The sequence below is a fragment of the Actinoplanes sp. L3-i22 genome (assembly GCF_019704555.1).
In the GTDB taxonomy this organism is placed as follows: domain Bacteria; phylum Actinomycetota; class Actinomycetes; order Mycobacteriales; family Micromonosporaceae; genus Actinoplanes.
In genome coordinates, this window is the sequence record NZ_AP024745.1 from 902,992 (window position 1) to 916,461 (window position 13,470).

Genomic DNA, 13,470 nt, shown 5'->3' on the forward strand with positions numbered 1-13,470 from the left:
TCGGCGGGTGGCCCGCGAAACCAGACTTGGGATCATGAGTGAGAACAACGTGATGAACGCGGTCCGGCAGCACCGTTTCGGCGGTCCCGAGGTGCTGGTCGTGGAGCGGGTCGCCCGCCCGGTTCCGCTGCCGACCGAGGTGCTGGTCCGGGTGCACGCCGCCGGCGTCAACCCGGTGGACTGGAAGAGCCGCGGGGGCACCGGGATGGCCGGTGTGCTCGGCGAGCCGCCGTTCGTGCTGGGCTGGGACGTGGCCGGGGTGGTCGAGGCGGTCGGCTTCGGGGTGACCACGCTGCGGCCCGGGGACCGGGTGTACGGCATGCCGTGGTTCCCGCGCGCGGCCGGCGGTTACGCCGAGTACGTCACCGCGCCGTCCCGGCACTTCGCGCGGATGCCGGCCGGGAGCACGTTCGAGCAGGCGGCGGCGGTTCCCCTGGCCGGGCTGACGGCCTGGCAGGCGCTGGTCGACACCGCGGCCGTGCAGCCCGGACAGCGGGTGCTGATCACCGCGGCGGCCGGTGGCGTCGGGCATCTCGCGGTGCAGTTCGCCAAGCACCTCGGGGCGCACGTGATCGCGGTGGCCGGGGCGCGCAACCAGCAGTGGCTGACCGAGCTGGGGGCCGACGAGGTGGTCGACTACACGGCCGGGCCGTTCGAGAAGCAGGTCCGGGACGTGGACGTGGTGCTCGACCTGGTCGGGGATGCCTATGACTCGACCAGCACGCGCTCGATCGGGACGTTGCGGGCGGGTGGGCTGCTGATCGCCGTACCCGCGGGGGTGTCGCCGGAATTGGCGGCGGCCGCGAGTGAGGCCGGAATCCGGGCCACCGCCTTCCTGGTCGAACCGGACGCGCCGGCCCTGGCCCGGATCGCCGCGCTGATCGGCGAGGGAATCGTGAACGTGGAGGTGGCGCGGGTGCTGCCGCTGGCCTCCGCGGCCGAGGCGCATCGGCTGGGGGCGGAGGGCCACACCCGGGGCAAGATCGTGCTGCGGGTCGCCTGACGACAACGACGCCGGCGGCCAGGCCCGGACCCGGCGGCGGCCAGGCAGGGGCCGGGCGGCGGCCGGGCAGGCAGGGGCCGGGCGGCGGCCAGGCAGGGGCCGGGCGGCGGCCGGGCAGGCAGGGGCTGGGCAGCGGCCGGGCAGGCAGGGGCTGGGCGGCGGCCGGGCAGGCAGGGGCTGGGCAGCGGCCGGGCAGCGGCCGGGCAGGCAGGGGCCAGGTGGCGGCCGGTCAGGCCGGGAGCGGGCGGCGGCCGGTCAGGCCGGGATCGGGCGGCGGCGGTTGAGGTAGGCGACCGCGGGGAGCAGGAGCAGGCCGCAGAGGGACTGCTCGAGCTTGAACCAGAGCGGGAACATGCCGGGCAAAGCGACGATCACCACGATCGCGACCAGCATGATCGCGGTGACGATCCGCAGGCGCAGCCGCATCTTGCGGTCGCCGCGGGCCGCGCGCACCGCGAAGAACAGGGTGAGCGCCGACGCGGCGGCGACGATCGTGCCGCGCACCCAGACCGCGTCGGTGACCAGGGTCGGATGGTTCCGGAGGGCGATCATGACGCCCAGGGTGGCCAGGCTCAGGGCGGTGTATCCACTGATCAACCGGACTACGTTGCGCATGTCGTGCTGCCTCCGTCGCTGTCGCTCGCTGACCGGATCAGCGTCGCAGCGAGGCGGTGCCGGGCGGATCGCCTGATCTTCCGGGCGGGCGGTGGAATCGGCCGCTCGCTCACCCGGCGGATCGACTCCACCGATCGGTGGAGCCGGCCGCGGAGCCAGCCGCGGTGCGGCGGTGGGGCCAGTCGCGGGCCAGCAGCGGGGCGACGGTGGGGCGGCAGTGGGGCGACGGTGGGGCGGCAGCGGGGCGACGGTGGGGCGGCAGCGGGGCGACGGTGGGGCGACGGTGGGGCGGCAGTGGGGCGACGGTGGGGCGGCAGCGGGGCGACGGTGGTGTCGGCTTGTGTTCAGTGACTCGCCGGTAATACGTGACGGGCCGTACGCTGGCCACCCACGGTGACGGAAGAGCGAGGCTGGATGTCGCTGACGTTCTCGGTGCTGGGACCCGTCCGGGCCTGGCGAGATGACGCCGAGCTGGAGCTGGGGCCGCCGCAGCAGCGAGCCCTCCTCGCCGTCCTGCTGATCAACGCCGGTCACCCTCTGTCACTGCGAGAGATCGTTGCGGTGCTCTGGGGGAGTGAGCCGCCGGAGACCGCGGACAATCTCGTGCATCGGTACGTAGGGGTGCTGCGCCGGTTGTTCGAGCCCGGGCTGACCGGCCGCGGCGCCTCGCGGGTGCTGGTCCGGGGCTCGGGTGGGTACCGTCTGGACGTCGAGCCGTCCGATGTGGATCTGTCGCGGTTCCGGGCGCTGCGCCGGGACGCCGACCGGAGCGAGCCCGCCCGGGCCGCCGAGCTGCTGCTGACCGCGCTGGATCTGTGGCGCGGCCCGGTCGCCGCGGACATCCCGGCCGACGTGCGGATGCGGCCGGCGTTCACCCAGGTCGACGGCGAGCGGCTGGCCGCCCTGCGCTCGGCCGCCGAGCACGCCCCGGCGGCCGGCGGCGAGGTGGCCGAGCGGGTGCTGGCCGAGGTGCGGCCGGTGGCCGCTGCGCATCCGCTGGACGAACTGCTGCAGGCGCGGTTCATGCTGGTCCTGGCGGCCACCGGGAAGCAGGCGGAGGCGCTGGAGGTCTTCCGGACGACGCGCACCCGGCTCGCCGGGGAGCTGGGCCTCGATCCGGGCCCGGACCTGCGCGAGGCCCAGGATCGGGTGCTGCGCCAGCAAACCGAGGCCAGCACCCGAAAAAGCGACGATAAATCCGACAAATCCGATCGGGCCGACGCCGCGGGCAGCGCCACGGGCAGCGCCACGGGCGGCGCAGCGGGCAGCGCCGCAGGCGGCGCAGCGGAGCCGCCGATCAAGCGACCCGCCCAACTCCCACCGGACCTGGCCGTCTTCGCCGGCCGCCGCCCGGAACTCGACCAACTCCCCCCGATCGGCGACGCCCCCACCCCGGCCACCGTGATCACCATCGGCGGCATGGGCGGATCCGGCAAGACCACCCTCGCCGTGCACTGGGCGCACCGGATCGCCACCCACTTCCCGGACGGCCACCTCTACCTCGACCTGCACGGCTTCCACCCGAACCGGGCGGCGATCAGCCCGGCCGACGCCCTGCACTCGTTCCTGGAGGCGCTCGGCGTCCCGGCCCGGAGCGTCCCGGCCAGCCTGGAGGCGCAGACCGCGCTGTTCCGCAGCCTGCTGGCCGGCCGCCGGGTGCTGATCGTGCTGGACAACGCCCGGGACAGCGAACAGGTGCTGCCGCTGCTGCCCGGCGCGCCCGGCTGCCTCACCGTGGTGACCAGCCGCCACCAGCTGTACGACCTGGTCTCCGCGCACGGCGCCACCGCGCTCACGCTGGGCCACCTGCCGGCCGGGGACGCCGTCGAGCTGCTGTCCCGCCGGCTGGGCGCGGAGCGGGTCGCCCGCGAGCCGGCCGCCGTCGCGGAGATCGCCGAGCTGGCCGGCCGGATCCCGCTGACCCTGGCGATGGTGTGCGCCCGGGCCGCGATGAACCCGGGGTTCTCGCTGGCCGCGATCGCCCGGGAGCTGCGCGAGTCGCACGGGAGCCTGGACGCGTTCGAGGGGGAGTCGGCGCGCTCCGGCATCCGGTCGGTCTTCGACTGGTCGTACCGCGTCCTGACCCCGCCCGCGGCCCGCCTGTTCCGCCTGTTCGCCCTGCATCCGGGGCCGGAGTGCACGACGGCCGCGGCCGCGAGCCTGGCCGGCGAGCCGATCGGGCGGGTCCGGCGGCCGCTCGCCGAGCTGCTGCGGGCGAACCTGATCGTGGAGACCGAGCCGGGCCGGTTCGGGTGTCACGACCTGCTCCGGGCGTACGCGCGGGAACTGGACGACGAGGACGACGCCGCCCGCCGCCGGATGCTCGACCACTACCTGCGCGGCGCGGTCGACGCGGGCGCGCTGCTGTTCCCGGGCCGCGAGCGGTTGCCGTTGGAGCCGCCGGAGCCGGGCGTCGTGGTGACCGGGTTCCGGGACCTGGGCGACGCGGCGGCCTGGTTCGACGCCGAGCGGCCGGTCCTGATCGCGGCGATCAAGCAGTACGCCACCGCCGGGGACGGCTACGCCTGGCAGCTCGCCGTCGCGCTGGAGATGTACCTGGACCGGACCGGGGCCTGGCTGGTGCAGTGGGAGATCCAGATGGCGGCCCGGGCGTCCGCGCTGTCCATCGTGGACCGGTACGCGCTGGCCTGCACCGAGCGCTCGCTCGGGTTCGTCGAGGGCCGGTTGCGCCGGTGGGCCGACGCGGACCGCCGGCTGGGTCACGCGCTGGAGCTCTTCGCCGAGCTGGGCGACGGCAACGGCGAGGCCCGGGCGCACCGGCTGCTCGCGTTCCATCTGAACCAGCGGGAGCGGTACGACACCGCGCTGGAGCACTACCGGGCGGCGGCCGAGCTCTACCGGGCGACCGGCTGGCAGTCCGGGCTGGCGCACGTGCACAACGAGACCGGCTGGACGTACATCCTGCTCGGCGACTATCCGCAGGCGCTGGCGGAGTGCGGGCGGGCGATGGAGGCGCACCGGGCGAACGGGGACCGCAACGGCGAGGCGGCGGCCTGGGACAGCATCGGCTACGCCCAGCACCACCTCGGGGCGTACGACGAAGCCCTGATCTCGTTCAGTCACGCGTTGCGCCTCTACCGCCTGGTGCACGACCGCTACCTGGAGGCGGACACCCTGGTCCACATCGGTGACACGCACGACGCGGCCGGCCGCGGGCCGCGCGCCGAGACGGCCTGGCGCGCCGCGCTGGTGATCCTGGACGACCTCGGTCACCCCGACGCCGGCCCGATCCGGGACCGGTTGCGCCGCCGCGAGGTGCGCGCCGTCGCCTGAGACTGACCGCCCGGTCAGAACTCGGTCAGATTTTCGGAAGTCCCCGCTGCCTACGGTCGCGCCCGATCGTCGCCTCGAGACAGGGACACCGGCATCATGACCGTCACCACCGATCCGCGGCCGCAGCAACTGGACGACCTGGTCACCGAGCACGCGAACGCCCTGCTCAGCTACGTCCGGACGCTGGTCGGCGACCATCACCTGGCCGAGGACATCGTCCAGGAGACGCTGATCCGGGCCTGGCGGCACACCGAGCGGCTGTTCGGCAACGAGGGCTCGGTCCGCGGCTGGCTGCTGACCGTGGCCCGCAACCTGGCGATCGACTGGCTGCGCAGCGCCGCGAACCGGCACGAGAGCCTGGCCGGCCCGGACCACGCCGAGCGCGGCGTGCCGGACCGCGCCGTCCCCGACCACGCGGAGCAGGTGGTGGCCACCGCCGAGGTGACCACCCTGCTGCGGCGACTCTCCACCGAGCACCGGACCGTCCTGCTGCACACCACGATGGCCGGGCGCACCGCGCTGGAGACCGCCCAGATCCTGGGCGTCCCGGTCGGCACGATCAAGTCGCGGCAGCACTACGCGCTCAACGTCCTGCGAAAGGCCCGGATCAGGCCGGAACGGTGAGGGCCGGAACGGTCAGTTCTACGCCGAGCACCGGGATCGCCACGGTCCCGTCGGCGCTCGCCGCCCACCGCCAGTGCGCGCTCTCCCCGGCGTCGCCGCAGACCAGGCCGGTCCATCCGGCGCCGCGGCTGCCGCAGAGCGCGGCCAGGGCGGCGATCTGCGCCTGGTCCGGGGCGCCGGCCAGGACGATCAGGCCGCGGACCGGCCCGCGCACGGCCGCACCACGCAACGGACCAGGCGTTTCGGTTCCGGCCGCTTTTCCCGGCGGGGCAATTTGGGGTACGGCCTCAAGCCCGCTCGGCAGCGCAATGGGCGCCGTCCCGTCCGCGGCCGGGAGGACGAGCACCGGGGTTCCGGGCCGCAGCCGGGCCACCTCGCCGAGCAGGTTCCGCACCACGTCCCGGGCGACGGCCCGGTCCCCGGTGACGCTGAGCACCCCGTCGAGCCGGCTCAGGTCGACGAAGAACGGCTCGCCGGCGTCGTCCGAGCCGGCCCGCACCAGGAACGCGGCGAACTGTTCGGCCGGGTCGCCGGTCCGCCACGAGCTGCCGGTGTCCCGCCGCCACCGGGTGCCGTCCACCCGCTCCCACGGCGCGCCGAGCGCGTCGGCCGGCGACAGCCACACCGAGGCGCCGCCCCGGTCCACCCGCAGCGCGTGCACCAGCCCGGCCTGGCCGGGCGCCGCGGCCGCCGCCTCGCCGACCGCGTCGTACGCCCGGCGCACCGACTCGCCGTCGGCCGCGAACCGTTCGCCGACCGCCTGCCGGACGGCCAGCCGCCGGCGGCGCCGTCCCGGCTCGGCGATCGCGTGCACGATCCGGCGGATCCCGGCGGTCACCTGGCGGCGGCTCATGATCGCGACGGTGATCAGGGCGAGCAGCACGGCGCCGACGATCGCGAGCGCGGCGGCCAGCGGGAAGGTCACCGCCGTACCGGAAGCCGGATCTTGATTTTGACCTTGTTGTTGACCCTGATCTTGATTCTGGGTCTGACCGCCGGTCTCGCGGGCCAGCTTGACGTCGGGGCCGGACGCGTCCTGCGGCAGCCGCAGCACCCAGCCCGGGTGCAGCGGCTCGTCCGCGCTGGTCAGCGCCGCGCCGTCGGGCTGCGGGCGGCCCCGGTTGAGGTCGAGGATCTCGCCGGACCGGCGCTGGTCGCCGAGGGTGCTCGCGGCGATCGCCGGCAGCGTCTGGGACGCGTCGGCGACCACGAAGACCTTGACCAGGCCGTCGTCGGCGGCGGCCGGACCCGCGCCGAGCAGCGCCGCCCAGCCGGCCAGCAGCAGGACCAGCACGGTCCGTAGAAGCGAAGACATGCCACCTACACGGGACCGGGCGGCGGAAAGGTTCGACGAAAAAACACTCGAACCAATTCGCCGGGGCGTCCCGTGTATCCCCCGACGTAGGCGACGGCGAGAGGTGGAGGATGGCGCGGCAACACGCGACACCCGCGGATTTCGAGCTGGTCGGGATGAGCTCGGACCCGGCGCCCGGCGACCCGGATCAGATCCAGGGCGTCGTTCAGCGGTACGCCGACATCGCGGACGCCGCCGAGCGGGCGCTGAACGTCCTCAAGAAGGACGGGTCGATCGCGGCCGGCCGGGGCTCGGCGATGGACAAGCTGCGCGAGAAGGTCGGCGACGACCTGCCGGACAAGCTGTCCAAGACGATGCGGTCCTATCAGGACGCGGCCGACGCGTACCGGTCCTACATGCCGCGCCTGCAGGAAGCCCAGGAAACCTTCGACCGCGCCGTCGACCAGGCTCGCACCGCCGCGCCGCAGGCGAACCAGACGGTGCCGGCGCTGGCCCCGGAGGCGACCGACGCGGACAAGGCCGCCGCGTCGAAGTCGCAGAACGACATCGACGCCGCCAAGGGTCAGATGTCGGCCGCGCGCGGCCTGGCCGAGCAGGCCCGGAGCATGCGCGAGTCGGCCGAGCGGACCTGCTCGGACGCGCTCGACCGGGCGGCCGCCGAGGCGATCCCGGAACGCAACATCTTCCAGAAGATCGCGGACTTCTTCGAGGACTTCCCGTTCGTCCAGATCCTGCTCGGCATCCTGATCGCGGCCGTCGCGGTGTTCTTCCCGGTGGTCGGCTTCCTACTCGGGGCGAGCCTGTTCGCGATCACCCAGATAGCCGCGATATCCAGCGGCAAGTTCAAACTCGGCGACTTCCTGGTCGGGCTGATCGGCCTGGTCCCGGGCGGGTCGGTGCTCAAGGTGATCGGCGCCGGGGTGAAGGCCGGCGCCGGCGTGGTCGCCAAGGTGGTGCCGACGTTCGCGAAGACCGTGAACGGCAGCATCACCGGGATCAAGGCGTCGATCAACTCCAGCAAGACGATCGGACCGCTGCTCAGCAGCAACGCCGGGAAGATCGCCAAGGAGGCCGGCAAGGGCGCCGCGGACAAGGCGGTCGACGAGACGGCGACCCAGGTGCTCAACGGCGACGAGCTGGACGCCGGGAAGATCGCCGCGGTCGGCGCGGGCGGCGCGCTGACCGGCGGCGCCGCGGGCAAGAAGAAGCTCGGCGCCGAGGGCAACGGCATCCCGGTCAAGACCGCGCCGGCCGGCGGGCCCCGGTCGCGCGGCCTGAACGACGGCGCCGGCCCGTCGGCCCCGCCGGTGCACCCGCCCGACCCGGACAGCTTCGGGGCGAACGCCCTCGACCGGCAGGGTGACTCGCTGGCGTTCAAGCACAAGGACTTCCCGGACGAGAGCTTCACCCTGCACAAGACCGATCCGGACGACATCGACCCGGCGGTCTTCCAGGTGGAACGCACCGGCGAGAAGGTCTTCTTCGACATCGACACGAACAAGTTCCGCACGTTCGACGACAAGTTCGACGACGCGCCGGAGGCGGACTTCACCAAGTTCAGCGGGCCGATCCCGACCGATCACTTCCGGGTCAAGGGCTTCGACGGCGTGGACCTCCCGAAGGTCAACGGCTTCGACGACCTGGCGAACCAGAAATCCGGCTCGGTGGTCCTGGTCCCGACCGACTCGATCCCGGACCGGTTGATCCGCCACGACTTCGAGGAGAAGCGGGTCGCCGACATCGTCCAGGGCTTCACCGACAAGAAGGCGTTCAACCCGGTCGGCCTGGCCAAGGACGACCTGACGATCAACGACGGGAACCACCGCATCACCGCGGCGAAGCGGCTGAACCTGCCGTTCGTCCCCATTCAACTCACCTGATCCACCGGTAACACCGACAGAAGGAGAGCACCATGCCCGACTACCGGGTCAACTCGGACGAGACCGCCTCGACCTCGCAGGCGCTGCTCAACGACTTCAGCCAGCTGCAGGACAAGCTGACCGAGGTCAAGGGCAAGATCTCCAGCCTGCTGGCGAACGGCTACAGCACGCCGGCCGCCCAGCAGAAGTTCTCGCCCTTCTTCGACGAGTTCGCCAAGGGCTTCGACCAGGTCAACCAGGGCCTGCAGGGGATCGGCCAGTACGTCAAGTCGGTCGGCGACGCGTTCTCGCAGACCGACGACCAGCTGGGCTCCAACCTCAACTGACCGAGTCCCACGCCGTCCCGACACGAAAGCAGATGTTGCCGTGCGATTGAACGTGAGCGTCCGAGACACCACCGTGGTCGTCGACACCGAGTCGTCGGCCACGGTCGGCGACCTCGCCGCCGAACTGGCCCGCGAGGTCGGGGGCACGCCGGTGCTCTACCTCGGCCCGGAGGCGATCGATCCGGCGAGCACGCTGCGCGCGGCCGGCGTGCGGGACGGCGTGGACCTCGGGCTGGGCGTGCCGCTGCCGGCCGAGCCCGAGGCCGAGGGCCGCACCGAGATCCGGGTCGTCTCCGGGCCCGGTGCGGGCACCATCTACCGGCTGACCCCGGGCGACTACGACATCGGCAGCGGACCGTCCTGCCGGATCCGGCTGGCCGCCGAGGACGGGACCACGCCGGCCCACGCGGCCCGGGTCCGGGTCCGGCTGGACGGCGGCGCCGAGCTGGTCACCGCCGAGCACGCCCGGCTCGACGGCCGCCAGGTCGAGGGCGGTACGCCGTGGCGGGAGGGCAACCTGGTCACGGTCGGCGACATCCTGCTCGAACTGACCTCCCGGCAGTCCCACCGGGCGCCGCTGACCCCGGCCGCCGACGGGTTCGGGCAGGAGTTCAACCGGCCGCCGCGGTTCCTGCCGGCCCCGGCCGGCGGGAAGTTCCGGCTGCCCACCGCGCCGGTGAAGCCGGACAAGCGGCCGATCCCGCTGCTGCCGATCCTGCTCGTGCCGGTGGCCGGCGCGATCGTGTCGATCGTCGCGACCGGCAAGTGGTCGTTCGTCTTCATCGCGCTGCTCTCGCCGCTGGCGGCGCTGCTCGCCCAGTTCGGCGGGCGCAAGCAGATCATGCAGAAGTACCTCGACGACGAGAAGGCGTACCAGGCCAAGCTGGCCGCGGTCCGGGCCGAGATCGAGGACGCGCTGCTCGCCGAGCAGCTCGACCTGCGACTGGCGCTGCCCGACCCGGCCTCGCTGCTGCAGATGGCGAGCCAGCCGTCCGAGCGGCTCTGGGAACGACGCTGGCAGGACCCGGACTTCCTCTCGGTCCGGATCGGCACCACCGAGCTGCCGTCGTCGCTGAGCGTCGACGACCCGGCGAAGGACGAGAACCGGCGCACCACGGTCCCGCCGCTCTTCGAGGCGCCGGTCGCGGTCGGGGTCCGGCAGGCCGGCGTGGTCGGCATCGCCGGGCCGGAGGCCACCGAGCTGGCCCGCTGGCTGGTCGCCCAGGCGGCCGCCCTGCACAGCCCCACCGACCTGCGCACGGTCATCCTGGCCGGCCCGGACGGCGAGCGGAACTGGGCCTGGACCCGGTGGCTGCCGCACGCGCAGGCCGCCGCCGAGGACGCGTACTCGCTGGTCGGCAGCACCGCCGACTCGCTGGCCCGGCGGGTCGGCGAGCTCGGCCAGATCGTCACCGCGCGGACCACCGCCGGTAAGGAGCTGGTCCGCGGCGGGGTCAACGGCCAGCCCGACATCCTGGTCGTGCTGGAGCAGGCGCGCCGGGCCCGGTCGCTGCCCGGCGTGGTCGGCCTGCTGCGCGACGGGCCGGCCGTCGGCGTCTACGTGATCTGCATCGACACCGAGGAGCGGGTGCTCCCCGAGGAGTGCGGGGCGATCGCGGTCACCGAGTTCGGCGCGCGCAACATGTCGAAGGTGCGGACCGGGGGCGGCGCGCCGCTCACCGGGGTCCGCACCGACGCGCCCGACGAGGCCTGGTTCGAGCCGTTCGGCCGGGCGCTCGCCCCGCTGCGCGGCGTGGGCGACAGCGACGAGAGCGCGCTGCCCGGCAGCGTCCGGCTGCTGGACCTGCTCGGCATCGAGCCGCCGACCGCGGGCGCGCTGACCGCCGGCTGGGCGCTGGGCGGGCGCAGCACGCTCGCGACGCTGGGCGCCGGCTACGACGGGCCGTTCGCGATCGACCTGGTCCGGGACGGGCCGCACGCACTGATCGCCGGCACCACCGGGTCCGGCAAGTCCGAGCTGCTGCAGACCCTGGTGGCCACGCTCGCGGTGGTGAACCGGCCGGACGAGATGACCTTCGTGCTGGTCGACTACAAGGGCGGCAGCGCGTTCGCCGAGTGCGCCGACCTGCCGCACACCGTCGGCCTGGTCACCGACCTGGACACCCACCTGGTCGAGCGGGCGCTGGTGTCGCTCGGCGCCGAGCTGCGCCGCCGGGAGACCCTGCTGGCCTCGGCGTCGGCCAAGGACATCGTCGACTACCTGGACAAACGGTCCCGGGGTGGGAACGTGCTGCCGGCCCTGCCGCGGCTGCTGCTGGTGGTCGACGAGTTCGCCTCGATGGTCCGCGAGCTGCCCGACTTCATCACCGGTCTGGTCAACATCGCCCAGCGGGGCCGGTCGCTCGGCATCCACATGGTGCTCGCGACGCAGCGGCCGGGTGGCGCGGTGACCCCGGACATCCGGGCCAACACCAACCTGCGGATCGCGCTGCGCACCACGGACACCTCGGAGAGCCGGGACATCATCGACGCGCCCGACTCCGGCGAGATCTCCTCGGCGAACCCGGGCCGCGCGTTCGCCCGCCTCGGCCCGTCGGTGCTGTTGCCGTTCCAGTCGGCGCGGGTCGGCGGCCGTCGGCCCGCCGGGCAAAGTCAAGATCAAGAGAACACCCCGATTGCCGTACGGGCCGCCGCCGTCACCTGGAAGGACCTGGGCGGCCCGCTCCCCGCCGCCGCCTCGTCCCGCGGTGGTGGCCAGTCCGCCTCGCAGGCCGTCACCGACCTGGCCGTCCTGGTCACCACGATCGCCGACGCGGCCCGCGAAGCCGGCATCCCGCGCCAGCCCAGCCCGTGGCTGCCGCCGCTGCCCGGCCTGCTGACCTGGACCCGTCCGGCGGCGCCCGAGCCGGCCGAAACCCGGGCGGCCGCGCTGCCCAAGGTCGAGTACGGCGTCGTCGACCTCCCGGCCCAGCAGAGCCGGATCCCGCTGACCTTCGACGTCGACCGGGCCGGCCACCTGCACGTGATCGGCTCCCCGCGCAGCGGCCGCTCGCAGCTGCTGCGCACGCTGGCCGCCGCCCTGGCCACCGCGCACGGCGCCGACGACCTGCACCTCTACGGCCTGGACTGCGGCAACGGCGCGCTGAACGTGCTGGCCGCCCTGCCGCACACCGGCGCGATCGTGGACCGCAACCAGGTGGAGCGCCTGGGCCGGCTACTCGACCGGCTGGGCGCCGAACTGACCGCCCGCCAGTCGGCGCTCGGCGCGCGCGGCGCCGCCGACCTCACCGAGCTGCGCCGCTCGCAGGCGCCGGGGGAGCGGCTGCCGCACATCGTGCTGATGGTCGACCGGTTCGAGGTGTTCGACCGGGAGTTCGTCAACTACGACAACGGCAGCTACCTGGAGCGGATGGTCCGGCTGCTGCGCGACGGCGCGGGCGTCGGCATCCACGTGGTGCTGGCCGGCGACAAGGTGCTGGGCAGCGGACGGTACTCCGGCACCACCGAGGACAAGCTGGTGCTGCGGCTCAACGACCGGCAGGACTACTCCACCGTCGGGGTGCCGACCAAGTCGGCGCCGGTGGACCCGGAGCCCGGCCGGGCGATGCGCACGTCGGACCTCAGCGAGGCGCAGATCGCGGTGCTCGACGAGGACCTGTCCGGGGCGGCGCAGGCGCAGGTGCTGTCCGCCCTGGGCGAGGAGCTGACCAAGCGGGAGGCGGCCGTGCCGGCCACGCGGCGGGCGCGGCGGTTGGACGTGCTGCCGGACACCATCTCGTACGCCGAAGCCTGGAATTTGCATCTCGAACGCAGCCCGATGCGGCCTCTCGTGGCGATCGGCGGCGACACCCTGACGTCGCTGGGACCGGATCTGACCGAGGTGCCCAGCTTCGTGATCGCCGGGCCGCCGCGCACCGGCCGGAGCACCGCCCTGCTCACCGTCGCCGAGTCGCTGTTGGCCTCGGGCGCCGGCCTGGTCGTGCTGGCACCCCGGCGCTCGCCGCTGCGGGCGCTCGACGGGCGGCCCGGCGTGGCCGCGGTCTTCACCGATCCGGACGTCGGGATCGGCGAGTTCCGCGCGGTGCTCGGCAACATTCCGGAGCCCAGCGCGGTGATCCTGATCGACGACGCCGAGCTGCTGATGGGCTCGGAGATCGACCCCGACCTGGCGGCCTTCGCGCGGGGCGCGCAGGGCAACGGGTGGGGCCTGGTCGCGGCCGGCAACGCCGAGTCGCTCGCACTGTCCCTGGCCGGATGGATGGGGCAGGTCAAACGGAACCGAACCGGCATGTTGCTGTCGCCGCAGGGGTTGAGCGACGGCGAGATCATCGGCGTGAAGCTGTCCCGGGGGAACGTGGGACAGGCGCCGCAGCCGGGCCGTGGCCTGCTGCATCTGGGGGACGGCAGCCTGCTCAGCGTGCAGGTGCCGATCGGCTAGGGATCCCGGAGGGA

At 73.8% G+C, this 13,470-nt stretch carries 8 protein-coding genes; 6 read left to right on the forward strand and 2 right to left on the reverse strand.

What is annotated here, in order from left to right; genetic code table 11:
- The first annotated feature begins 34 nt into the window (after positions 1–34).
- Positions 35–1,003 carry an NADP-dependent oxidoreductase gene (locus L3i22_RS04220; protein ID WP_255657938.1) on the forward strand — a complete coding sequence of 323 codons (969 nt, stop codon included), beginning with the start codon at positions 35–37 and terminating at the stop codon, positions 1,001–1,003.
- A 255-nt stretch (positions 1,004–1,258) separates the two neighbouring features.
- Here the strand turns inward: L3i22_RS04220 and L3i22_RS04225 are convergent, their stop codons facing one another.
- The gene (locus tag L3i22_RS04225; protein ID WP_221325688.1) at positions 1,259–1,618 is read right to left on the reverse strand and encodes a hypothetical protein; all 360 of its coding nucleotides are present in this window, start codon (positions 1,616–1,618) and stop codon (positions 1,259–1,261) included.
- Between the two features lie 414 nt (positions 1,619–2,032).
- Between L3i22_RS04225 and L3i22_RS04230 the strand changes: the two genes are divergently transcribed.
- Both L3i22_RS04230 and L3i22_RS04235 read left to right on the forward strand, forming a co-directional pair.
- On the forward strand, positions 2,033–4,912 hold the full coding sequence (locus L3i22_RS04230) for a BTAD domain-containing putative transcriptional regulator (RefSeq protein ID WP_221325689.1): 2,880 nt from the start codon (positions 2,033–2,035) through the stop codon (positions 4,910–4,912).
- Positions 4,913–5,008: 96 nt separating this feature from the next.
- Positions 5,009–5,536, forward strand: a complete 528-nt coding sequence (locus L3i22_RS04235; protein ID WP_221325690.1) for a sigma-70 family RNA polymerase sigma factor — start codon at positions 5,009–5,011, stop codon at positions 5,534–5,536.
- Here the strand turns inward: L3i22_RS04235 and L3i22_RS04240 are convergent.
- Positions 5,520–6,851, reverse strand: coding sequence for a hypothetical protein (locus L3i22_RS04240; RefSeq protein WP_221325691.1), 1,332 nt, complete (start codon positions 6,849–6,851; stop codon positions 5,520–5,522). The two genes, L3i22_RS04235 and L3i22_RS04240, sit on opposite strands and share 17 nt — an antisense overlap.
- 110 nt (positions 6,852–6,961) lie before the next feature.
- Here L3i22_RS04240 and L3i22_RS04245 point away from each other — a divergent pair, with 110 nt between their 5' ends.
- The 3 genes from L3i22_RS04245 to L3i22_RS04255 are packed head-to-tail and all read left to right on the forward strand — an operon-like array spanning position 6,962 to position 13,456.
- Complete coding sequence (locus L3i22_RS04245; protein ID WP_221325692.1) at positions 6,962–8,731, forward strand: putative T7SS-secreted protein; 1,770 nt, start codon at positions 6,962–6,964, stop codon at positions 8,729–8,731.
- 32 nt (positions 8,732–8,763) lie between these two features.
- Complete coding sequence (locus L3i22_RS04250) at positions 8,764–9,057, forward strand: WXG100 family type VII secretion target (protein ID WP_221325693.1); 294 nt, start codon at positions 8,764–8,766, stop codon at positions 9,055–9,057.
- 52 nt (positions 9,058–9,109) lie between these two features.
- Complete coding sequence (locus L3i22_RS04255; RefSeq protein ID WP_221325694.1) at positions 9,110–13,456, forward strand: FtsK/SpoIIIE domain-containing protein; 4,347 nt, start codon at positions 9,110–9,112, stop codon at positions 13,454–13,456.
- The last annotated feature ends 14 nt before the right edge of the window (positions 13,457–13,470 follow it).